This is a genomic window from Streptomyces tricolor, from assembly GCF_002155905.1.
Taxonomy (GTDB): Bacteria; Actinomycetota; Actinomycetes; order Streptomycetales; family Streptomycetaceae; genus Streptomyces; species Streptomyces tricolor.
On sequence record NZ_MUMF01000076.1, the window covers coordinates 1 to 21,549 of the forward strand.

General features: G+C 75.7%; 18 protein-coding genes. 6 read left to right on the forward strand and 12 right to left on the reverse strand.

The features are described 5' to 3' along the window. Positions 1–438, reverse strand: a 438-nt coding sequence (locus CCN44_RS06625; protein ID WP_167403948.1) for a serine/threonine-protein kinase, incomplete at its 3' end; no start/stop codon positions are given. A gap of 120 nt (positions 439–558) precedes the next feature. Beyond that, a complete protein-coding gene (locus tag CCN44_RS06630) occupies positions 559–1,245 on the reverse strand; it encodes a TMEM175 family protein (RefSeq protein ID WP_086697116.1) in 687 nt (228 codons plus the stop codon). 361 nt (positions 1,246–1,606) lie between these two features. On the opposite strand from CCN44_RS06630, the gene CCN44_RS06635 reads away from it, so the two are divergent. Next, positions 1,607–2,587, forward strand: a complete 981-nt coding sequence (locus CCN44_RS06635; RefSeq protein ID WP_059247609.1) for an AraC family transcriptional regulator — start codon at positions 1,607–1,609, stop codon at positions 2,585–2,587. Between the two features lie 43 nt (positions 2,588–2,630). Here CCN44_RS06635 and CCN44_RS06640 read toward each other — a convergent pair whose 3' ends face one another. Together CCN44_RS06640 and CCN44_RS06645 are read right to left on the reverse strand one after the other, a co-directional pair. After that, positions 2,631–3,614, reverse strand: coding sequence for an alpha/beta hydrolase (locus CCN44_RS06640; protein ID WP_059247610.1), 984 nt, complete (start codon positions 3,612–3,614; stop codon positions 2,631–2,633). Positions 3,615–3,816: 202 nt separating this feature from the next. Next, positions 3,817–4,869: an AraC family transcriptional regulator gene (locus tag CCN44_RS06645; protein WP_059247611.1), complete on the reverse strand. Its 1,053-nt coding sequence runs from the start codon at positions 4,867–4,869 to the stop codon at positions 3,817–3,819. Between the two features lie 376 nt (positions 4,870–5,245). Between CCN44_RS06645 and CCN44_RS06650 the strand changes: the two genes are divergently transcribed. Further along, complete coding sequence (locus tag CCN44_RS06650; RefSeq protein WP_059247612.1) at positions 5,246–6,214, forward strand: AraC-like ligand-binding domain-containing protein; 969 nt, start codon at positions 5,246–5,248, stop codon at positions 6,212–6,214. A 17-nt stretch (positions 6,215–6,231) separates the two neighbouring features. Here the strand turns inward: CCN44_RS06650 and CCN44_RS06655 are convergent, their stop codons facing one another. The 3 genes from CCN44_RS06655 to CCN44_RS06665 form a co-directional block, all read right to left on the reverse strand. After that, positions 6,232–8,523, reverse strand: a complete 2,292-nt coding sequence (locus tag CCN44_RS06655; protein WP_086697117.1) for an ATP-binding protein — start codon at positions 8,521–8,523, stop codon at positions 6,232–6,234. Positions 8,524–8,602: 79 nt separating this feature from the next. Continuing rightward, positions 8,603–9,292 carry a helix-turn-helix domain-containing protein gene (locus CCN44_RS06660; RefSeq protein ID WP_059247614.1) on the reverse strand — a complete coding sequence of 230 codons (690 nt, stop codon included), beginning with the start codon at positions 9,290–9,292 and terminating at the stop codon, positions 8,603–8,605. A gap of 128 nt (positions 9,293–9,420) precedes the next feature. Next, on the reverse strand, positions 9,421–10,296 hold the full coding sequence (locus CCN44_RS06665) for a universal stress protein (RefSeq protein WP_059247615.1): 876 nt from the start codon (positions 10,294–10,296) through the stop codon (positions 9,421–9,423). Positions 10,297–10,614: 318 nt separating this feature from the next. Here CCN44_RS06665 and CCN44_RS06670 point away from each other — a divergent pair, with 318 nt between their 5' ends. Both CCN44_RS06670 and CCN44_RS06675 read left to right on the forward strand, forming a co-directional pair. Continuing rightward, entirely contained in the window at positions 10,615–11,808 is a 1,194-nt protein-coding gene (locus tag CCN44_RS06670; RefSeq protein ID WP_086697118.1) for an NAD(P)/FAD-dependent oxidoreductase, read from the forward strand. A 10-nt stretch (positions 11,809–11,818) separates the two neighbouring features. Beyond that, positions 11,819–12,772, forward strand: coding sequence for a sigma-70 family RNA polymerase sigma factor (locus CCN44_RS06675; RefSeq protein WP_059247617.1), 954 nt, complete (start codon positions 11,819–11,821; stop codon positions 12,770–12,772). 140 nt (positions 12,773–12,912) lie between these two features. Here the strand turns inward: CCN44_RS06675 and CCN44_RS06680 are convergent, their stop codons facing one another. Then, entirely contained in the window at positions 12,913–14,655 is a 1,743-nt protein-coding gene (locus tag CCN44_RS06680) for a GAF domain-containing sensor histidine kinase (RefSeq protein ID WP_059247618.1), read from the reverse strand. Between the two features lie 194 nt (positions 14,656–14,849). Here CCN44_RS06680 and CCN44_RS06685 point away from each other — a divergent pair, with 194 nt between their 5' ends. Continuing rightward, positions 14,850–15,260: a pyridoxamine 5'-phosphate oxidase family protein gene (locus CCN44_RS06685; protein ID WP_059247619.1), complete on the forward strand. Its 411-nt coding sequence runs from the start codon at positions 14,850–14,852 to the stop codon at positions 15,258–15,260. Positions 15,261–15,295: 35 nt separating this feature from the next. Here CCN44_RS06685 and CCN44_RS06690 read toward each other — a convergent pair whose 3' ends face one another. Together CCN44_RS06690 and CCN44_RS06695 are read right to left on the reverse strand one after the other, a co-directional pair. After that, on the reverse strand, positions 15,296–15,988 hold the full coding sequence (locus CCN44_RS06690) for a response regulator (RefSeq protein WP_059247620.1): 693 nt from the start codon (positions 15,986–15,988) through the stop codon (positions 15,296–15,298). An 89-nt stretch (positions 15,989–16,077) separates the two neighbouring features. Continuing rightward, positions 16,078–17,043 (reverse strand): AraC-like ligand-binding domain-containing protein, encoded by a 966-nt coding sequence (locus CCN44_RS06695; protein WP_059247621.1) that lies wholly within the window; start codon positions 17,041–17,043, stop codon positions 16,078–16,080. A gap of 198 nt (positions 17,044–17,241) precedes the next feature. Here CCN44_RS06695 and CCN44_RS06700 point away from each other — a divergent pair, with 198 nt between their 5' ends. After that, on the forward strand, positions 17,242–19,983 hold the full coding sequence (locus tag CCN44_RS06700) for an ATP-binding protein (RefSeq protein WP_086697119.1): 2,742 nt from the start codon (positions 17,242–17,244) through the stop codon (positions 19,981–19,983). Here the strand turns inward: CCN44_RS06700 and CCN44_RS06705 are convergent. Next, positions 19,973–20,815: an alpha/beta hydrolase gene (locus tag CCN44_RS06705; protein ID WP_059247623.1), complete on the reverse strand. Its 843-nt coding sequence runs from the start codon at positions 20,813–20,815 to the stop codon at positions 19,973–19,975. The genes CCN44_RS06700 and CCN44_RS06705 overlap by 11 nt on opposite strands. 38 nt (positions 20,816–20,853) lie before the next feature. After that, the coding region (locus tag CCN44_RS06710) for an alpha/beta fold hydrolase (protein ID WP_244203889.1) at positions 20,854–21,549 on the reverse strand (696 nt) is incomplete at its 5' end.

Below are 21,549 nucleotides of genomic sequence, written 5' to 3' on the forward strand. Positions count from 1 at the left end.
GATGCCGAAGTCGATGACCCAGGGGCCGTCGGCGGCGAGGAGGACGTTGCCCGGTTTCAGGTCGCGGTGCACGACGCCGGCCGCGTGCACCGCGTCCAGGGCCCGGGCGACGCAGGCGACGAGCTGGAGCACGGTGGGCGTGGGCAGCGCACCGTGGACGTCGAGGGCCTCGTCGAGGGGTACGCCGGGCACGTACGCGGAGGCCAGCCAGGGCTGTTCGCCGGTCGTGTCGTGGTCGACCACCGGCACCAGGTGGTACCCGCGGACCTGCTGGGCCGCCCGGACCTCCTGCTGGAACCGGCGCCGGAACTCGCCGTCGCCCGCGTACTCGCGGCGGATCATCTTGAGCGCGACGGGCTGGTTGCCCCGGGTGCGGGAGAGGTAGACGGATCCCATGCCGCCCTCCCCGATCCGGGCCAGCAGCCGGTAACCGGCCAGCTCCCGCGGTTCCTGTGCCGTCAGCGGGCAAAAGACACCCTCGGTTCCCGTGATGGGACCCACCCCCGTGTGCAGCGGTCGTCGCACCGCACCCTCACCTGGGTGCGACCATGATCGAGATCAGCATCGTAGCGGGCGGGAACCGGTGCCCTCGGGTGTGCCGTCCCGCCCGTCGGGGAGCCCTTCGCTGGTGACGAAGTAGAAGACCGGGAGCGCGACGAAGACGGCGACCGCCCAGAGCGGCGCGACGAGGACACCGAGCAGACCGGCCGCGCCGTACGCGAGGGCTCCCGCCCAGGAGCGCAGCCGGCCGTGCCGTACGTAGGTGTCCTCCACGTCCGGTTCCAGCAGCTCGGGCCGGCGGGCGAGCTGCTGGTAGAAGGCCACCCAGCTCAGGCACATCGCCGCGGCCAGTCCGGCGTAGAGGGCGACGGCCGCGCGGGCGTCGGAGCCCGCGGGGTCCGCCCGTAGCGCGTCCGCGACGACCGCGGTGGGGAACGAGAGCGCCGCCGTGGTGAACAGCAGCAGCAGATTGGCGGCGTGCAGCCCGCGGTCCATGACGCGGACCCGCACGAAGGCCTGGTGGTGGTTGAGCCAGATCACCGACACGTAGCCGAAGGAGGCGAGGTAGCCGAGGTAGGCGGGCCACTGGGCCAGCAGGGCGCGGCCGAGGCCGCCCGGCCGGTGCGGTGGGTCGGTCAGGCCGAGGGCCAGCAGCGTGACGGCGATGGCCAGCACGCCGTCGCTGAAGGCTTCCGCGCGGGTCGTGTCGGAGCGGGAGAAACCGCGCAGGCGGGTGCGGGACACGCTGACTCCTGTCGTGCCGGTCGGTAGGTCGGGTGCCGTCGCCCGGCCTGCGCTCCCTCGTCGGCGGGGCGGACCGGCCGTGTCCGGGGCGCGCGGGCGGGTGCCGGGCCGGCCCGGGTCCGCGCCCGCACCGGTGCGGCGCCTACGGCGCTCGTTCCCGCCCGGGGTGCTCGCTCCGGCACGGGGAGCCGTACCGAGGGCGTCGGACCGTCGGCACAGGCAAGACCCTACGGCCGGCGGACGGCGGCGGCTTGACTGTGAGCGCACCGGCTGTGGCCTGTCCGCGCTCATCGCCGCCGGTGCGTTCCGGCACGTCCTATCGTCGGATCGCGACGGCCGAGTACGAAGTCCGGGGGGTTGCATGCTGTTGCTCGATCTGGCCGGCGTGGCGCCACGGGACCGGGTGGACGCGTTCCACCACGCGTTGACGGACTCGTCGGTACCCAACGACGTCGTCCACGAGGAGCCCGCCTCCGGGATCCACGCCCGCATGGAGATGTGGCGGGTGGGCGGGCTGCACCTGTTCGCCACCCGCAACTCCGGCTTCCAGGTACGGCGGTCGGAACGGCACGTACGTCATCACCGGAGCAACCCCGTGGTCTCCGTCTCGCTGCAACCCGAGGGCGTGCACCGCGCCGAGGTCTCCGGCGAGCGGCGGCTGCTGGGCGCCGACGACATCTGCGTCTTCCACGAGCTGTCGCCCCGCGTGTACGGCTGGTCCGGCGACGGCGCGTCCCGGTCCGTGATGTTCGACATGCACCGCCTCGGCGTGCCGGTGGACGTGGTGGTGAGGGCGGCCTCGCGACTGCGCGCCAGCCCGATGCACGATCTGGTCCTGCACCATCTGCGCGGCGTGTGGCGCGACCCGGACCGCCTGGCGGGCGACCCCGGCGCACCGCACCTGGCGTCCGCGACCACCGAGCTGGTGCGCGCCCTGCTGCTCTCGGCCGCACACGCCGAGGAGTCCGCGGCGGTCCGGTCCGTCATGGACGACACCCTGCTCAGCCGGATCATGGCCTACGCGCGGCGGCACCTCGCCGATCGCGCTCTGACGCCCGAGCGGATCGCGGCGGAGCACGCGGTCTCCGTACGCCGGCTCTACGTGCTGTTCGGCGAGGCGGGGCTCAGCCTGGAGCAGTGGCTCATCACCGAACGCCTCGGCAGGGCGCGGGAGATGCTGGCCTCCCCCCGGTACGACCGCCTCACCGTGGCCGCGGTCGCCGCCCGCTGCGGGTTCAGCAGCCCCAGCCATTTCAGCCGCCGGTTCCAGGCGGCGTACGGGGTGGCACCGAGCGGGTGGCGACGGCAGCGGCGCACGGAGGCGGCGCACGGAGCCGGGTGACCCGTCGCGGGCGCCCGCCGGGGGGCGGCGGGTCATCAGGGGGTCAGACGGCGTGCAGGGCGGTGTGCAGGGTGTCCGTCACCTGGATGCGTGCCGCCCGGGACGCGTCCGTGCCGCGCAGCGGGTCGAACAGGACGAATCCGTGGATCGTCCCGTGGTAGCGGAGGGAGACGACGGGGACGTCCGCCTCCCGCAGGCGCGCGGCGTACGCCTCGCCCTCGTCACGGAGCACGTCCGCCTCCGCGGTGAGGACGAGCGTCGGCGGCAGGCCCCGGAGGCAGGGGACGGGGGCGCGCAGCGGGGAGACGGTGTCGTGCGCGCGGGTCAGCGGGTCCGGCGCGTACTGCTGCCAGTAGGCGCGCATGGCGGCACGGGTCAGGAAGTAGCCGTCGGCGAACTGCCGGTAGGAGGGGGTGTCCATCGCCGCGTCGGTCACCGGGCAGAGCAGCACCTGGTGCCGGAGGTCCGGGCCGCCGCGCCGCCGTGCCAGGAGGGTGAGCGCGGCGGCCTGCTGGGCGCCCGCGCTGGCACCGACGACGGCCATCCTGCTCCCGTCCAGCCGGCATTCCGCGCCGTGCCGGGCGATCCACCGGGCCACGGTGTAGGCCCGCTCGACGGCGCCGGGATGGCGGACGTCGTCCGGGGCGTCGTACTCCGGGACGACCACGGCGGCGTCGGCTCCCAGGACGAGGTCGGTCACCAGGTGCCGGTGCGCGTACGCGTCGGTCAGCATCCAGCCCAGCCCGTGCAGGTACAGCACGACCGGCAGGGCGTCGTCGCTGCCGGCGGGGCGCAGGACGCGCACCCGGATCCGGGTGCCGCCGTTTCCCGGGAGCGCCAGCCACTCCTCCTCGACGTCCGGCTCGGCCCGGCCGTCTCCGGTCCACAGCGGTGCCATCCGCGCCCGGGCGGCGGCCACGTCGGTGGCCGTGTCCGCCGGCCCGGGCAGGGAGTACGTCTCGACGAAGGCGCGCGTGAGCCGTTCCAGGACGGGCTCGGTCCCAGGGACGGGTACGTGGTCGGGCAAGAGAACTCCTGCGCGGGCGTCGGGCCGGGTGAAAGAGCGGGCCGTGGAACGGAGCTGCCGGCCCTCCCCCGCGGCCGGGCAGGCGGGCGCTCGGCGCCGGAGGCGGCTCCACCGACACGGGGCTCAGCCTAGGGCGCGGCGGGCGCGACACGGGCGGCGCGGGCGTACGGATGCTTGCCGCTGCGTGCACAGTTCGGGCCGGTCAGCCGTCTCCGCCGCCGCCGGCGGGGTCCTGGGACGGCCGGGTACGGCTGCGCCAGTCGCGGGGTGCCATGCCGTAGGCGGCGCGGAAGCTGCGGCTGAAGTGGGTGGCGTTGGCGAAGCCCCAGCGCCGGGCCACCGCTGACACCGTGAGGCCGGCCGACTCGGGCGCGGCCAGCTCGCGCCGCGCCTCCTCCAGGCGGCGGTGCTGGATCCACCGGCCGATCGTGCTGCCCTGGCCCTCGAAGAGCTTGTGCAGGTAGCGCACGGAGATGTGCTGGGCCGCGGCGACGGTGGCGGGCGTCAGCGTCCGGTCCCACAGCCGCGCGTCGACGTAGGCGCGCACGCGGTGGAGCAGCTCCCGGTGCTCCTGCGCGGGTTCGGGGCCCGGGTCCTGGGCGTCCCGCCGGTCCGGCACGTCGTGCGCGGTATGCGTCGCGTCGGCCGCTTCCGCCGCGTCCTCGACGAGCGAGCCGACGAACCCGGTGATCGTCGTGGCCAGGCGGAGGGCTGTCCGCGGGGCGTACTCGGGCAGGGTGCCGAGGAACGTCCGCAGGAGGGGGCCGAGCAGGGGCGCCACCGGGCCGTCGGCGCAGGGCGGCCGGTGGGCGAGAGCCCGTACCTGGCCGTCGGTGAGGGCGAGGGCGTGCCGCGGCACGCGGACGAGGTGCAGTTCGAAGGGGCTCGCCTCGTGCAGCAGGAAGGGGACCGCTCCGTCGCAGACGAAGAGGTCGTCGGGCCCGCAGGGCGCGGTGCCGTCCCCGCGGACCAGGGTCGCCCTGCCGAAGGCGTGCACGCCCAGCATCAGGTGCGGACCGGTGGTGTCGTCGGCGGGACGGACCACGGACCGGGCCGCTCCCCGGTAGGTGCTCACCTGGAGGAGGCCGAGCGTGCGGACCCGCGCCGGTCCGGTGCAGCGGGCACCGGCGCGGGCCTGGGCCGGCAGGAAGGACCGCAGCGGTGCGGGCACCGGGGCGCAGGCGAAGGTCAGGTCCGGGTACGGGGACCGGCCGGCGTCGCTGCCGGTTCCGGCGGGCGGGGGCATCAGGTTCATGGGATCCCCTGGTGGAGGCGGCGGTTCGGGAGCCGGGAGGGTCCGGCGGCGGGCGTCCACCGAGGGCGCCCACGACGGTCAGCCTGGGCGGTGCGGGAGCGCGGGGCGAGACCGTCCGGCGGTCCCTGCGGACAGGGGCATGAACCGTGCGCGGTGAGGCATCCCGCCGCGCACGGCCCGGCACGCGGCACCGGTCGCCCCCGGCTCAGGGTCGTTCCCGACGGCTCGGGGCCGTTCCCGACGGCGAGGGCGCGGCGGCACTTCTCCTGACCGTTTCTGCCTGCGTTCTTCCTGGTGGCCACGGGATGCCGGCTGCTTGGCTGAACCGGGGCGCGACGCGTACGGCCCCGGTGACCTCATGCCAAGGGAGACCACGGTGAGCTTGGTGCTGACGACCGACGCGGTGCCGGACCAGGACAAGGTCGCCTACTGGAGCGACGCGGTGGGCAGGGCGCTGGTGCCGGTCGCCGTCGCGCCCCGCGACCCCAGGCCGTTCGACGGCAGGATCGCCACCGACTCCCTCGGCTACCTGCGGATCTCCCGCATGGAGGCCGACGCGAAGCGGGTCAGCCGCACGCCGGCGCTGATCGCGCGCGCCCCCGGGGACCTCGTGGCGGTCGGTCTCCAGGTGGCAGGCCGGGCCACCCTCGTCCAGGACGGCCGGCGGGCCGAGCTGGACACCGGCGACCTGGTGGTCTACGACATGGCACGGCCCTTCTCCGTAAGCTATCCGCAGCGGTTCGCCACCCATGTCTTCCAGCTGCCGCGCCATGTGCTGGGCGTCGCGGACAGCGACATCCGGCTGGTCACCGGTACGGCCATCGGCACGGGGCACGGCTTCGGCGCGGTGCTGCGCCCCTTCCTCACCACACTGGCCGACGCGGCCCCCTCCTACCCGCCGGCCGTCGGGCAGCGGCTGGCCGGCCATGTCGTCGACCTGTTCACCACCCTGATCACCGATGTGACCCACCGGGACCCGGACGGCACCCGCGACCACCTCGTGCGCAGCGTCCGCGCCCACATCGACCGGAACCTCGGCCAGGCCGCCCTCGCCCCGGAGTCCATCGCCCGCGCGCACCACATATCCGTCCGCTACCTGCACCGGCTCTTCGAGGGCGAGGGCATCACCGTGAGCCGTCTCATCCAGCAGCGGCGGCTGGAGGCGTGCGCCCGGGAACTGGCCCGGCGCGGGCGGGTGACCCCCACCGTCTCGGCGGTGGCCCGGCGCTGGGGATTCGTGAACCCGGCCCACTTCAGCCGGGCGTTCCGCGCCGCCTACGGGGTCTCGCCGCGGGAGTGGCGCACCCTGCACACGGACCGGGAGGGCGACCGCACAGCCGGCTGACGTGCCGCGCTGCCGCGTCAGCCGGTTTCCAGGCCCGCCAGGCGCGAGCGGGCCTCGGCGACCCGGCGCGCGTCCGCGTCGGGGCCGAGGGCGACGCACCGGGTGAACACCTCGCGTGCCTCGGCGGTCCGGCCGGCCGTCAGGAGGACGTCGCCGAGGACGTTGAGATAGCGGCTCTCCAGGGCGATGTTGCCCTCCGTCCGGCTCAGCTCGACCGAGGTCCGCAGGTGCTCCACCGCCTCGTCCCAGCGCCCCAGGCGGCTGTAACTGATGCCCGTGCCCGCGAGCGCGCTGACTCGGGTGAAGGCGGCGATGTGCGGCTGGATGCCGTCACCGGCCTCGTCCAGTCGGGTCAGCACCTGGCGGAAGACCTCGAGGGCTTCCTCGTCCCGCCCGTCGTCCCGCAGCCGCATGGCGCGGCCGAGCAGGGCCTGGAGCAGGCCGTACAGGTCTCCGGCGGCCTGGAACAGCGCGACGGCCTCGGCGAACCGGCCGGCGGCCGGCCCGCCCTCGCCCAGCAGGTGGTGCGCCCAGGCGGCGTACTGGTGCGCCCACGCCTGCTGCACGCGGTCGCCGGCCCGGCGGGCCGCGGCGAGGGCGCGGGCGGAGTACCGCAGGCTGTCCCGCGGTCTGCCCTCGCACAGCAGCTCGGCCCAGGCGCAGTAGTTGAGCTGGGTCGCTGCGAGCAGCGGGTCGCCGAGGGCCTCGGCGGACCGGGCGGCGGTGCGGAAGACCTCGGGCCAGTGCCCCCAGAACATCCACTGGTCGGAGAACCAGTGCAGGGACTCGGCCACCTCGACGACGGTGGCGTGGTCGCCGTCCGCGGCGGCGGCGTGCAGGGCCGCCAGCCAGTTGGCGGCCTCGGCGTGGAGCCAGTCGCGGGCCTTGTCGGCGGTGGACAGGTCCACCGTGCCGCGCCAGGACGGGGGCGGGGCCCCGTGGCCGGGTTCGTACCACCGGCCGGCCACGACGGCCGTCTCCAGCAGCCAGCGGAACATCGACCGGCGGGCCCGCTCGATGTCCGCCGCGCCGTCCTCGGCGGCGAGGCGGCAGCGGCCGTACAGGCACAGCAGGTCGTGCAGCCGGTAGCGGTCCCCGGAGCTGCCGAGCAGCCCCGCCTCGACCAGTTCCTCCAGGGTGTCCTCGGTGTCGTAGAGGTCCTGGCCGGTGAGCCGGGCGGCGCCGGCGGCACTGACGTCCGGGCCGGGGACCAGGGACAGCCGCCGGAACAGGCGGGCGGCCGGGGGTGTGAGCTGCCGGTACGACAGGTAGAAGGCGCTCGCCACCTGGACGTCCCCGGCGGACAGCGCGTCCAGCCGGCGTTCCTCGCGCGCCAGCCGGTCCGCGAGCCGGCGCACGCTCCACCCGGTGCGTGTGGCCAGCCAGTTGCCCGCGACCCGGAGGGCCAGCGGCAGGTGCGCGCAGAGCCGGGCCACCTCCTCGACGGCCTCCGGTTCGGCCGCGGCGCGGTCCGTGCCGACGAGGGAGGCCAGGAAGGCGGCCGACTCGGCGGGTTCGAGCCGGCCGAGCGGCAGCCGGTGCACGTCGTCCAGTCCGGTGAGCATGCGGCGGCTGGTCACCAGGACCAGCGTCCCGCCCGAGCCGGGCAGCAGCGGACGTACCTGCGCCTCGTCGCGGGCGTTGTCCAGCATCAGCAGGCAGCGGCGGTCGGCGAGGACCTGCCGGTAGAGGGCGGAGTGGGCCTGGGGGCCGGCCTTCGCCAGGTCGCGGTCGGGCACGCCGAGGGCCTTGAGCACCCGGACGATCAGCTCGGACGGGGCGGGCGGGCTGTCGTCGGTCCCCCGCAGGTCCACCATGAGCTGGCCGTCGGGGAAGCGGTCGGCGAGGCGGCGGGCGGCGCGCAGCGCGAGGGTGGTCTTGCCCGTGCCGGGCGGGCCGTGGACGGCGACGACGACGGGGTGGCCTTGCGGGGCGCCGGCGCCCGCGCCGGGGGCGCCGTCCTCCTCGGGCGGCCCGGCGAGCGCCTCCAGGCGGGCCAGCTCGTCCGCACGGCCGACGAAGTCGTCGATGCCGCGCGGGAAGGAGCGGACGCCGACGGGGCTGTAACCGGGGGTGCGTCCGGCGCGGGCGGCGGCGAGCAAGCGCTCCCGTTCGGTGTCGTCCAGACCGAGTCCGTCGGCGAGCGCCGCCACCGTCCGCCGTTGCGGTGCGGCGCGCCGTCCGCGCTCCAGATCGCCGATGCCGCGCACGCTGACCCCGGACGCCTCGGCCAGCGCCTCCATGGTCAGCGACTTCGCCCGCCGCAGCTCCCGCAGCAGTGGCCCGAATGCCGCCTCTCGTGCGGACACATCCGCCCCCTCCACCCGTAACGTTTGAAGATTCTATTACTTACGGGGGCGGTGTCGCGGTGCCGGAGGGATCAGCGGCTCACCAGGTGTCGATACGGCGGCCGGTCAGCGCGGTGACGGTGACGCGGACCCAGACGTCCCGCTCGCCGCCGGCCCAGGGCGCGCTGTACGCGCGTTCCTCCAGACGGCGTACGGCCTCGGGGTCGGTGACCGGCTCGGCGGGTCCGCGCACCACGACGCTCCAGCCCTGGCTGAGCGCGTCGTCCACGCGGTCGACCTCGAAGGCCACCTCGCGGCCCAGCCCCTGGAGGGAGACCGTCCCGGGCTGGGTCCGGAAGACGACGGCGTCGTCCACGACGCTGTAGTTCACGGGAACGACGACCGGGGCCCCGTCCGTGGACACCGCGATCCTGCCCACGCCGTGCGTCGACAGCAGGCGCCGGCAGTCCTCCTCGTCCAGTTCGGTCAGCCGGGGTGACCGGGCGGCGCGGCCGACGCCCGGCGGCAGGCCGGCGTTGCCGCCGCCGAGTTCCGTGGGCGTGGTCCGCAGCGCCCCGGCCAGCCGGAGCACCGTGCCGGCTTCCGGGGCCGCGGTGCTGTGCTGCTCCAGGTGCGCGAGGTAGCTCGGGGCCATCGCCGCCCGGAACGCCAGCTCCTCCAGGGTGAGGCCCAGTTCCTTGCGCCGCCGTTCGATGCGGCGGCCCAGATCCCCTTGGGGCGGCTGGTCCGCCGCCGTGGGTGTCGGTCCGGATGCGCTGTGGTCGGCCATGGTTCCTCACTCCTCGGGCCGCGGGCACGTCTGCGGGGTGCCCGGCGGCCGGTTCCGATGTCGCCCCACGTCTCCACCATGGCCGATCCCGCCGGACTCGGCCCGGCCGGACCGGCGGCGGACCGGGGTCACCGCTGCGGCACGACCGCCACCGGGCACAGGGCGTGGTGCAGCAGGGCGTGCGCCACCCGCCCGAGCCGGTGTCCGGCACCGCCGGCCCGGCGCCGGGCGCCCACGACGACGAGGTCGGCGGCGGCCGAACGGTCCACGAGCACCTTCCGGGCCTGACCCTCGGGCGTCGCGCGCTGGACCCGCACCCCCGGATGGCCGGCGGCCACGTCCCGCAGCAGGGTCTCCAGCAGCTCGTCGGCCTGCCGCTCGTGCCGGTGCGCGGCGTCCCCGGCGAGCAGGGGACGGCCGGCGCTCTCCAGCGCCGGGCGCCGCCAGGCCCGTACCGCGTCCAGGACGCAGCCGCGCGCCTCGGCCTCCTGGAAGGCGAAGCGCACGGCCTCGCCGCCGGTGTCCGGTTCCCCCGCGCCGAGCAGGACGCGTCCGTGGGTGCCCGCGAGGCCGGCCCGGTCCCCGCGGACGACGATGACCGGGCAGCGGGCGCGGGCGGCCACGGTCAGCCCGACCGAGCCGGGCAGCAGCCCCTTGATCACCCCCCGGCCGCGTGTTCCGGTCACCACGGCGAAGGCCTCGTCCCCTTCGCGCAGGAGGGCGGCCACCGGCTCCTGCGGGAGGATGTCGGTGGCCGTCCTGACCTCCGCCGACCGCTGCCGGGCGCGCGCCGCCGCCGAGGCGACGATCCGCTCGGCGAGCACCTGCTCCGAGGGGGGTTCCTGGTCGCCCGACGGTACGCCGCCCTCGTAGCGCTCCCAGACGGAGGCGTACACCAGCCGCAGCGGCAGACCGCGGCGGGCCGCCTCGTCCACCGCCCAGTCGACCGCGGTCAGGCTGGGCTCCGATCCGTCCACTCCCACGACCAGGGGCAGTTCCGTCATCGCCGCTCACCGCCTTTCGCCGGGCCGCCCTGCCGGCGGCAGAGGCCCTCGATGCCACCGTGACACGCATCGCGGGCGGACACGAACAGGTCGCTGCGCGCGGGGACCTCCGCCGCGGCGGCCGGGCCCGCTCGGCCCGGCACAGCCGCCCGCTCGGCCCCTGGACGCGGCCGGGGGCACCGAGGCGGACACCCTCGACGCCGCGAGCCTCACCGGCCCCCACCGAGTGGTGACCCACATCACATGTCATGTCTGTCAGCGATCGGGGCGCTGTTCCGCTCAAGTCACCGGGAGCAAGCGAACCGACAGGAGCCACGCATGAAGCACCGCATCGTCGTCCTCGGCGCCGGCTACGCCGGGGCCTACGCGGCCGGGAACCTGGCCCGCCGGCTGTCCCCGGCGGACACCGAGATCACCGTGGTCAACGCCGAGCCGGACTTCGTCCAGCGGCTGCGGCTGCACCAGCTCGCGGCCGGCCGGCCGATCGAGGCGCCGCGGCTCGCCGACGTCTTCGCGGGCACGGCGATACGGTTGCGCCTGGCCCGTGTCACCGCCGTCGACCCCGAGCGCCGGACCGTCACCGTGGCCGACGCCGAGGGGGGCGGCGAGATCGGCTACGACACGCTTCTCCACGCGCTCGGCAGCCACGTCGCCGACGGCGGTGTCCCCGGTGCGGCCGAGCACGCCTTCGAGGTCGCCGGCCGCCCCTCGGCGCTGCGCCTGCGCGAGCGCCTGGACCGTCTGGGTGAGGGCGCGCGTGTGCTGGTCGTCGGCGACGGGCTGACCGGCATCGAGACCGCCACCGAGATCGCCGAGTGCCGGCCCGGCCTGTCGGTGACGCTGGTCGCCCGCGGCGAGCTGGGGGCCCGGCTCTCCGCCGGGGCCCGCGGCCACCTGCGCCGGGCCTGCGACCGGCTGGGCGTCACCGTGCTGGAGCACACCTGTGTCCAAGCGGTCGAGGCGGCGCGGGTGCTGTGCGCCGACGGCACCGCCCTGGCGTCCGACGCGACCGTGTGGACGGCCGGGTTCGCGGTCGGCCCGATCGCCGCCGCGAGCGGTCTGGAGGTCACCGGGGACGGCCGGATCGTCGTCGATCGCACCATGCGGTCGGTCTCGCACCCGGAGGTCTACGCCGCCGGCGACAGCGCCTACGCCCTCGGCGACAACGGCCGGCCGCTGCCGATGTCCTGCGCCTCCGCCGGCTACACCGGCCGGCAGGCCACGAACGCCATCGTGGGGCGCCTGACCGGCCGCAGAATACCGACCACCAGGCTGGAGTACGTGGGCAACCACATCAGCCTCGGGCGGCGGGACGGGATCCTCCAGACGGTCGACGACGAAGGGCAGGCCAAGCCGGCGTACGTGGGCGGCCGGAAGGCCGCGCGGATCAAGGCGGGCATCCTCGCGATGTCGCTGTGGGCCACCTCGCATCCGACCTTCGGGCTGCCCAGGCGCACGCACCGCCTGGCCGCCGTGCCCCACGCGTCCGCCGAGCGGCGCGTGGCCGCCTAGGGTCATCCGCGTGGACAGCACCGCCGTCGACCGCTTCGACACGAGCCGCTTCGAGGCCGGCCGGGCCCGGCTGGCCTCGCTGGCGTACCGGCTGCTGGGTTCCGCCACCGACGCCGAGGACGCCGTGCAGGACGCGTTCCTGCACTGGCAGGCCGCCGACCGGGAGCGGATCGAGATGCCGGAAGCGTGGCTGACCAAGGTCGTCACCAACCTGTGCCTGGACCGGCTGCGCTCGGCGCGGGCCCGCCGCGAACGCGCCGTCGGCGCCTGGCTGCCCGAGCCCCTCCTCGACGGCGACCCGATGCTGGGCCCGGCCGACACGTTCGAGCAGCGCGAATCGGTCTCCCTGGCGGTGCTGACGCTGATGGAGCGCCTGTCACCCGTCGAGCGGGCCGTCTACGTCCTGCGCGAAGCGTTCTCCCACAGCCACGCCGAGATCGCCGAGATCCTCGACCTCACCGAGTCCGCGAGCCAGCAGCACCTGCACCGGGCCCGGCGTCGCGTCACCGCCGCGCGGCGCCGCGGCGGCGAGGTCGACCCGGCGTCCGCCCGCAGGATCGTCGAGGAGTTCCTGGCCGCCGCCTCCTCGGGCCGCACCGAACGGCTGGTGGCGCTGCTCACCGACGACGCGACCGCGGTCTCCGACGGCGCCGGCCTGACCGAGAAGCTGCTGCGGTACGACACCGCGCAGCGCGTCGCCGCCGTCGCGCGGGCGGGCTTCAGACCCACGCCCGCCAAGCGGCGCCTCGCCGGCGGCCCGTCCGCCGTCCACTACGCGCTCGTCAACGGCGGCCCCGCCCTCCTCTTCGTGCCCGGTGACCAGGTCGTCGGCGCCGTGACGTTCGACATCGCCGACGGCAGGATCACCACCGTGCGCGGCATCGCCGCGCCCGCCCGGCTCACCCGCCTCACCGACGCCTGGCGGCGGCACGCACCGGACCCGCCGCTCGTCGCTGCGTGGTGACCCGGGGCCGCCCGCGGCCGGGCCGGCCACCGCTCGGAGTCGCCGCCCACGGACGCCTCCGCCGGACGGCCGGCGTCCGTGCCCGGCGCACGCGGAGAGGCCCTGGTGGCCGCGGAGAGGCCCTGGTGGTCCGCGGGCGCCTAGTGGTCCGCGGGCGCCGGCCCCCGCAGGGGGGCGTGCCAGGTCAGGCGGGTGCCCCCGGCGGGCGGGCGGTCGAGGTGCAGGTCGCCGCCGAGGCCGCGCGCCCGTTCCGCCATGTTGCGCAGGCCGCTGCGGCGGCCCTCGGGCGGGACGCCGACGCCGTCGTCGGTGACCGTGAGCCGCACCTCGTTCCCGTCGGTCTCCAGCACCACGTCGGCGCGGCCGGCGTGGGCGTGCCGGGCGATGTTGGTGAGGGACTCGGCCAGGACGGCGATGACGTGGTCGGCGGTCTCCGGCGGCACATGGGTGTCGAGCAGGCCCTCCATCCGGACGCTGGGCGCGAAGCCCAGGACCGGTGCCGCATCGCCGGCCACCCGCACCGCGCGGGCCCGCAGCCCGGGCGCCTCGTCGCCGTCCCGGGTGCGCAGGCCGAAGATCGTCGACCTGATGATCTTGATGGTCTCGTCGAGGTCGTCCACGGCCCGCCGCACCCGCTCCGCGGCCTGCGCGTGCTCGATGAACCGGCCCGCGCTCTGCAACGTCATGCCCGTCGCGAACAGCCGCTGGATGGCCAGGTCGTGCAGGTCCCGGGCGATCCGGTCGCGGTCCTCCAGCAGCGCGATCTGCTCGGCGTCCCGGCGGCGCTCTGCGAGTTCCATCGCGACGGCGGCCTGCGCGGCGAACCCCTTCAGCAGCTCCGTCTCCTTCTCGGAGAAGTCGCTCGCACCCGTCTCCCGCGCCAGCAGCACCACACCCCGGACGCGTTCCTCCCGGCCGATCGGTACGGCGACGGCCGGACCGAGGCCGGCGAACCGCGGCGGTCCCACCGTGACCCGCTCGTCGCGTGCGACGTCCGGGCTGCTCACCGGCGCGCCGAGGGCGAAGGCCCGGCCCGTGAGGCTGCCCTCGACGGGCAGCACCAGGCCGCGGTGCGCCTCCGCCTCCCGGCCGAGGGCCAGTTCCACGGCGAGGGTGCCGGTGTCCTGCACCGGGGTCGCCACCGTGGCGAGCGCCGCGCCGCTGATGTCCCGTGCCCGCTCGGCGATCAGCCCCAGCACCTCGTGCTGGCCCGCGCCGGACATCAGACTGCTGCTGATCTCCGCGCTCGCCTCCAGCCAGCGTCCCCGCAGCCGGGACTCCTCGTACAGGCGGGCGTTGTCGATCGCCACGCCCGCCGCGACGGCCAGCGTCGTCAGCACCGACTCGTCGTCCTCGTCGAACTGCAGCCCGCCCCGCTTCTCGGTCAGGTACAGGTTGCCGAAGACCTCGTCGCGGACCCGGATGGGAACGCCGAGGAAGCTGTGCATCGGCGGATGGTGGGGCGGGAAGCCGTACGACGCCGCGTGCTCCGAGATCTTGGCCAGCCGCAGGGGCGCGGGGTGGCGGATGAGCTCGCCGAGGATGCCGCGGCCCTGCGGGTAGCGGCCGATGCGGGCGATCTCCTCCTCGCCGATGCCGACCGTGATGAACGCCGACAGCCGCGTGCCGTCGGAGCCGATCACGCCGAGCGCCGCGTACTCGGCGTCGACCAGAGTCGCCGCGGCTTCCACGATGCGGCGCAGCGCCTGCTCCAGGTCCAGCTCGCGGCCGACGGAGAGCACCGCCTCCAGCAGGCTGCGCACCCGGTCCTGGGTGCCGCGGGCCGCGTCCAGGCGGGCCTGCAGCTCGTCCAGCAGTTCGTCCAGCCTCAGCTGCGGCAGCCGCACCCCTCGTGCCGCGCGCACGTCTTCGGAGCTTTCCACTGCCGTACCTCCAGCCCCGTCCCCGCATACGACCGTCCCACCGGGGTTCACGGTATCCGGACCGGGGCCGGCGGGACGACGCGGGCCCGGGGCGCACGGCGGCCCGGCACGGGTGCCGGTGGGTCCGGCGAACCGCCCGGGATAGGGCCGGTCGGCCCTATCCCGTCCGGGGTGCCCGCGCGGACGATGGCCTGGTGCTGAGGAACGGCGACTTTCAGACGCTCGACAGGCCGGACTGCCTGCGCCTGCTGGGCAGGGTGCCGGTCGGCCGTGTCGTGTACACCCAGCGGGCGCTCCCTGCCGTGCTGCCGGTCAACTTCCGCCTCGACGCGGACTTCTCGGTGGTGCTGCGGACCTCGGCGGGCTCGGAGCTGGCGCGCGCGGTCGACGGTGCCGTGGTCGCCTTCGAGGCGGACGAGTACGACACGGTGACGCATTCCGGCTGGAGTGTGGTGGTGACCGGCCGGGCGGCCGTCGTGACCGATCCCGCCGAGCAGGAACGCCTGTCGCGGTGCGGCCCCGAGTCGTGGATGCCGGTCGGGGACGGGGTGTTCGTCCGGATCGAGTCGGACATGGTCACCGGGCGCCGGCTGACCGGGACCTGACCGGAGGCCGCCGGGCCGGGTCCCGCGCGGCCCGGTCAGCGCCGTTCGCCGCGCAGGCGGTCCTGGGCCTGGGTGGCGATGACGGCGGCCTGGACCCGGCGTTCCACGCCGAGCTTGGCCAGCAGCCGGGAGATGTGGTTCTTCACCGTCTTCTCCGCCAGGTACAGCCGCCGGCCGATCTGCCGGTTGGTGAGCCCCTCGCCGATGAGGGCGAGGATCTCCCGCTCCCGCTCGGTCAGTCCGGGCAGTGCGTCCGGTTCGGCCTCCGGCTGCTGCCCGGCCCGCAGCCGGGCCATCAGCCTGGTGGTGGCGCTCGGGTCGAGCAGCGACTGCCCGCCGGCCACCGTGCGTACGGCCGAGACCAGGTCCGAACCCTGGATCTGCTTGAGGACGTAACCGGAGGCACCCGCCATGATCGAGTCGAGCAGGGCCTCCTCGTCGTCGAACGAGGTGAGCATCAGACAGGCCAGCTCCGGCAGGCGCGAGCGCAGCTCCCGGCAGGTGGTCACCCCGTCGCCGTCCGGCAGCCGGACGTCGAGCACCGCGACGTCGGGGCGCAGGGCGGGCACGCGCGCCAGGGCCTGCTCGACGGTGGCCGCCTCGCCGGTCACCGTGATGTCCGGCTCGTCGTCCAGCAGGTCGCGCACCCCGCGCCGGACCACCTCGTGGTCGTCGAGGAGGAACACCCGGATCGGGTGGTCGGGTCCGGCCTGCTCGCGCTCCGCCATCGGTCGCTCCTTGTGACGTACTCGGTTCTCCCTCCCGATCCTTCCGCTCCCCGGGACCAAGGACCAGGGCCGTTCGGCCCTGCCGGGCGCTACCGGTGCGCGCGCGGGACCTGGGCGCGCCACTCCCGCGGCGACATCCCGTAGGCGGCCTTGAAGGCACGGCTGAAATGGGCCGGGGACTTGAAACCCCAGCGCTGGGCCAGCGCGGCGATCGTCTCCGTGGCCGGCGGCGTCCGGGACAGCTCGCGGCGGCAGGCGTCGAGCCGCTCGGTGCGCACCCAGTCGCCGAATCCGATGCCGTGGCGGGCGAGGGTGGCGTAGAGGTGGCGGACCGAGATGTGGTGGGCCCGGGCCACGGACGCGGGAGACAGGTCCGGGTCGGCGAGGTGGTCGCGCATGTGGGCGAGGACGCGGAGCCCGAGGGTGCCGTGCAGGGGTCCCGCGGCGAGCGCCGGCCGGTCCGACTCGGCCGTGAGCACCGCGCGGATCAGCTCCAGGCTCGGTGCCGCGAGCAGATGGGCGGCGGTCGCGTCCAGCTGCGTACGGGTCTCGGCCAGGCGGGTCAGGTAGTCCACCGCGATCCCGGAGACCGCGCCCCCGGGGCCGAGGACGCGGGCGACGGCCTGCCGGACCACCTCGTCCGGGAGGGCGATGTCACGCAGCGGGACCCGGAAGAAGTGCGTGTCCACACCGCGTTCGAACAGCAGGGTGTACGGCCTTCTCGTGTCGTAGCAGGCGATGCTGCCCGGCCGCAGCACGGCGCCGCGTCCGTCCTGGACGACCGTGCTCTCGCCGGACTTCTGGAGACTGATGAAGAGCACCGGCTCGTCGTCCGCCCCGGCCAGCCGCGTGGTCCGGTGCACCGTCGCGGGGTTCGCCCGGACCGAACTCACCTGCACCGAGCCGATGTCGGTGATCGTCACGTCCGCGTGGACGTCCTCCGGCCGTCGCGGCAGGACGAGTTCGACCGGTACGACCCGCTCCCGGATGGTCTGGCGCAGCGCGTCGGCGCGGTCCGCGAGCGGAACGGCCGCCGTTTGCCACGTTGTCGTCATTCTCGCCTCCCCCACGGTGGACTCAGCCGGAGGCTAGCCGCTCGCTCGTCGTCGTCGCGGGGTCCGGACGGCCGGGCGGGCCGGTCCCGCACACAGGGGCCAGAACCGTGCAGGGTCGGTCAGGAGCCGGGCCCTCCCGCCCGGCGCCCGGTATCCTGCGCCGGGCGGGAAAGCCTCCGGGGGGCGAGGTGGCGGGGGATGCGGGCGGCTGACGACACGGACCTCATCGGCCGGCAGGCCGAGACGGGCCTGCTGCGCGCGGCGCTGGACGACGTCGTGGCCGGATCGGGCGCGGGTGCGGCCTTCCTGCTGCGCGGCGAGGCCGGCCTGGGCAAGACGGCCCTGCTGGACCTGCTGCACGCCGAGGCCGGGCGCCGCGGGTGCACCGTGCTGCGCGCGCTGGGCACGGAGACCGAGGAAGGGGTCGCCTTCGGGCTGCTGCACCAGGTGGTCGGCCCCCTGCTGCGGCGGCCTCCCGCGGGTCTGCCGCGGCATCACGCCGAGGCCCTGGAGTCGGCCCTGGGCCTCGGTGACGCGCCGCCCCGCGACGGGCTGCTGATCGGCGCGGCGGCCCTGACCCTGCTGGCCGAGACGGGGCGTACCGCGCCCGTGGTCGTGCTCCTGGACGACGTGCACTGGACGGACGCGTCGAGCGCCGCCGTGTTCGCCTTCCTGCACCGGCGGCTGGCCGGGCTCCCCACGCTGATCGTCAGCGCCTGCCGGCCGGGGCGGACGAGGACCGACGGGTGGGCCGCGACCGTCGTGGACGTGTCCGCGCTGGGCCCGCGGGACGCCGGCGACCTCGTGCGCCGGCACCGTCCCCGGCTGCCGTCCGCGGCCGTACGGCGCGTGGTGCGGGAGGCGGCGGGCAATCCGCTGGCGCTGCTGGAACTCCCCGTGCACCGCACCGGCGACCCGCTGGACGGCACGGCGCCGTGGCCGGCGGCTGCCGAGCCGGGGCACCGGCTGGACCGTCTGTTCGCCGCCCGGCTCGACGCACTGTCCCCGGCGGCGGGAAGGGTCCTGCTGCTGACCGCGCTGGGCGGCGAGACGGCCGCCTGGAACGCGGCGGCGTGGCTCGCGGACGAGGGTGCCGACGCCGCGGCGGAGGCCGTCGAGCAGATCGAGGCGAGCGGCCTCGCCCACCGGGACCTCGCGGGACGCCTGGCCTTCCGCCACCCGCTCGTGCGCAGCGCGATCATCGCGCGCGCCACCGTCGAGGAGCGGCGCAGCGCGCACCGGGAGCTGTCCGCGTCCCTGGCCCACGACGATCCGCGCAGGCTGCGGCACGAGGCCGCGGCGGCCGTGTCGGCGGACGAGGACCTCGCCGCGCGGCTGGAGGCCGCGGGCCGGGAGATGGCCCGGCGCGGTGGTGACGCCGAGGGCGCGGTGCTCCTCGACCGCGCGGCGGCGCTCGGCACCGACCCGCGGGGACGGGCCCGCCGGCGGGCGTGGGCGGCGGTCATGGCGGCACGCGGCGGCCGGCTGCGGTACACCGCGCGGCTGGTGGAGGAGCTGGCACGGGAGCCGGTGCCGGCGGAGGTCCTGCCGTTGTTCGCGTACGCGGTGGTGTACGTGGACCAGAGCCACCGGGTCGACTTCGAGTCGTCGTTCACGCTGCTGCCGCGGGCCCTCGGCGAGCTGGCGGCGACCGGTACGGAGGCCTTCCCGGGGCTCGCCGAGCAGATGTACTTCAAGCTGCTCCTCGCCACGGTCTACACGGACGACCCGCGCGGCTGGTCGGCGCTGGACCGGCACGGGCCGCAGGTGTCCCCGCTCGCCCGGCTGTGCCGTCGGGCGTGGTCCGACCCGGCGCGGACGGCGCACGGCGTGGCGGACGAGCTGCGCGCACAGGTCGACGCGATGGGCCCGGAGCAGGAGGCCGGGGCCGCGTGGCTCGTGCTGTGGACGGCCGCCGCCGTGGACGCGGCCGACGCCCGGCTGTGGCGGCGGTTCTCGGCGCAGCACGGCTACGCCACGCAGGGCACGATCGCCAAGGCCAAGGGGTACCAGGACTACCTCGCGGGGCGCTGGGACCAGGCGGAGTCACGGCTGCGGGAGGCCGAGGCCGCCGACGAACTCGGCTACCACTGCAACGCGTTGGTCTTCCGGCACCACTACGCCCACTTCCTGGCCGGCCGCGGCGACGAGGACGGGTTCCGGGAGGTGGAGCGGCACCTCAGACCGCGCGCGCGGCGGGCCCGTATGACGTTCGTCGAGGACCATCTGGACCATCTCACCGGCCTCGTGGCACTGGCGCACGGCCGGTACGAGGAGGCCTACCGCGTCCTCGCCGGGCTGACCCCGCCCGGTGTGCTGCCGCGCGGACTGCCCTGGTTCCACCTGCCGTTCTTCGACCTGGTGGAGGCCGCCGTGCACACCGGGCGGACGGCGCAGGCGGAGGCGCACGTGGCCGCCGCCCGGGCCACGCGGATGGCGGACATCTCGCCGCACCACGCGTTCCTGCTGGCCGCCGCGACCGCCCTGGCCGCCCGCGGCGACGACGCGGAGGCCCGCTTCGCCACCGCGTTCGCGGTCGACGGTGCCGAGCAGTGGGTCTTCCCCATGGCCCGGCTGCGCCTCGCCCACGGGCGGTGGCTGCGCCGGCACCGCCGGGCGACGGCCCGGCACGCGCTGCGCACCGCGGCGCACGCCTTCCGTTCCCTGGGCGCCACGCCCTGGGCAGTGCAGGCGGAGCGGGAGCTGCGTGCGGCGGGCATCGCGACGGGCGCGGCGGCCGGCGCGGCGGACCTGCTCACCGCGCAGCAGGCGCGGGTCGCCCGGCTCGCGGCGGACGGGCTGACCGACAAGCAGATCGGTGCCGAGCTGCGGCTGTCCTCCCGCACGGTCGCCGACCACCTGGCCAAGGTCTACCGGACGCTCGGCATCACCTCCCGGGCGGCGCTGTCCGGTGCGCTGGACCGGCCGTTCACCGGGTGAAGCGGGTGAGGAAGGCCAGGGCCGTCCCGGCCACCTCGCGCCATCCGCTGTCGATGGTGAGGGCGTGCCCGCGCCCGGGCATCTCGTGGATCTCGGTCACCGCGTGCTCGTTGCGCGCCTGCTTCCGGTAGGAGGCGTGCGCGATGGCCCAGGGGACGGTGTGGTCCTTCTCCCCGGAGATGATCAGGAGGGGGCCGCGGTCCGGGGTAAGGGTGTCGACCTTGACCTCGCTCCACGGGTTGATGTTGGCGACCGCCGCCTGGAACAGCGGTTCGCCCGGGGCCGGCACCGCGAACCGCTCGTACAGCTCCCTCGCCTCCTGTTCGCTCACCGCGTTGGCGAAGGCGTACCGGAACTGCTCGTAGGTGAGGGGTACGGCGCGGTGGTAGTTCGCGGGGTTGCCCAGGACGGCGCTCGCGGCCCGCAGGGAGGAGAACGGCAGCGGCAGGACGCCCCGGAAGGGGGCCGGGTCGATGGCGACGGAGGCGGCGGCCAGCCCCCGGCCCGCGAGCATCTGGGTGATCAGCCCGCCGAAGGAGTGTCCGACGACGACGGGCTTGCGTTCCAGCCGGCCGATGACGTCCGCGAAGTGGTCCGCCACCTGTCCCACGCTCTTGCCCGCGAACACCTCGGGGTGCGCGTGCGCCTCGGCGACGGTGTCCGGGTCGTCGGGCCAGCCGGGGGTGAGCGAGGCGAAGCCCGCCTCGTCGAAGACGGTCGCCCACCGGTCCCAGCTGCTGGGGAGCAGCCAGAGGCCGTGCACGAAGACGACCGGGGTACGGCCGCTCGCGTTGACGCGGGAGATCTGCTCACGCTCTTGTGCTGTGGTCATCGCACGTCCTTCTCGGTTCCTGCGGGAAAGGGGGTGGCTCAGTGGGCGGTGACGGCGCGCGCCGCCGCTCGGATCAGGGCGGTCACGGCGTCGGGGTGGCTGCGCAGCGGCAGGTGGGAACCGGCGATCTCGACGGTGTGCGCGTGCGCCCGGCGCGCCTGGAAGCGCTGGAGTGCGGGGGCGATGGCGCGGTCCCGCGCGGCCACCAGGTGCCAGGAGGGGATGGTCCGCCAGGCCGCCGCGGTGGCCTTGGCGCCGAACGCGGAGGCGCTCAGCGGCCGTTGGACGGAGGCGAGCAGCCGGGCGGTGGCGGCGGGCACGTCGGCGGCGAAGACCCGCCGGAACCGGTCGGCCCTGATGTACAGATCGGCGTCCGGTGTGCCGTCCGGTGCGGTGACGGGTACGGCCGTCAGGGCGGGCTGCAGTTCGGAGCCGGGGAACCTGTCCGCCAGTTCGCCCAGCACCTCGCCCGCGTCGGGGACGAAGGCGGCGACGTACACGAGGGCCTTGACGTGGGCCAGCCCCGCCGCCGCCTCGGTGATCACCGCTCCGCCGTAGGAGTGCCCGGCGAGGACGACGGGCCCGGTGAGCGACGTCAGGACGGCGCGCACGTGGGCGGCGTCCGCCGCAAGGCCCCGCAGCGGGTTGGCGACGGCCCGCACGGTGTACCCGGCGCGCTGCAGCCGCTCGACGACCGGCGCCCAGCTGGAGCCGTCGGCGAACGCGCCGTGCAC

Bases quoted from the DNA above. Each gene is read 5' to 3' on its own strand.
- CCN44_RS06635 (WP_059247609.1), top strand. From the start codon at position 1,607: ATGCTGTTGCTCGATCTGGCCGGCGTGGCGCCACGGGACCGGGTGGAC.
- CCN44_RS06645 (WP_059247611.1), bottom strand. From the start codon at position 4,869: ATGAACCTGATGCCCCCGCCCGCCGGAACCGGCAGCGACGCCGGCCGG.
- CCN44_RS06660 (WP_059247614.1), bottom strand. From the start codon at position 9,292: ATGGCCGACCACAGCGCATCCGGACCGACACCCACGGCGGCGGACCAG.
- CCN44_RS06665 (WP_059247615.1), bottom strand. From the start codon at position 10,296: ATGACGGAACTGCCCCTGGTCGTGGGAGTGGACGGATCGGAGCCCAGC.
- CCN44_RS06670 (WP_086697118.1), top strand. From the start codon at position 10,615: ATGAAGCACCGCATCGTCGTCCTCGGCGCCGGCTACGCCGGGGCCTAC.
- CCN44_RS06690 (WP_059247620.1), bottom strand. From the start codon at position 15,988: ATGGCGGAGCGCGAGCAGGCCGGACCCGACCACCCGATCCGGGTGTTC.
- CCN44_RS06695 (WP_059247621.1), bottom strand. From the start codon at position 17,043: ATGACGACAACGTGGCAAACGGCGGCCGTTCCGCTCGCGGACCGCGCC.
- CCN44_RS06700 (WP_086697119.1), top strand. From the start codon at position 17,242: ATGCGGGCGGCTGACGACACGGACCTCATCGGCCGGCAGGCCGAGACG.
- CCN44_RS06705 (WP_059247623.1), bottom strand. From the start codon at position 20,815: ATGACCACAGCACAAGAGCGTGAGCAGATCTCCCGCGTCAACGCGAGC.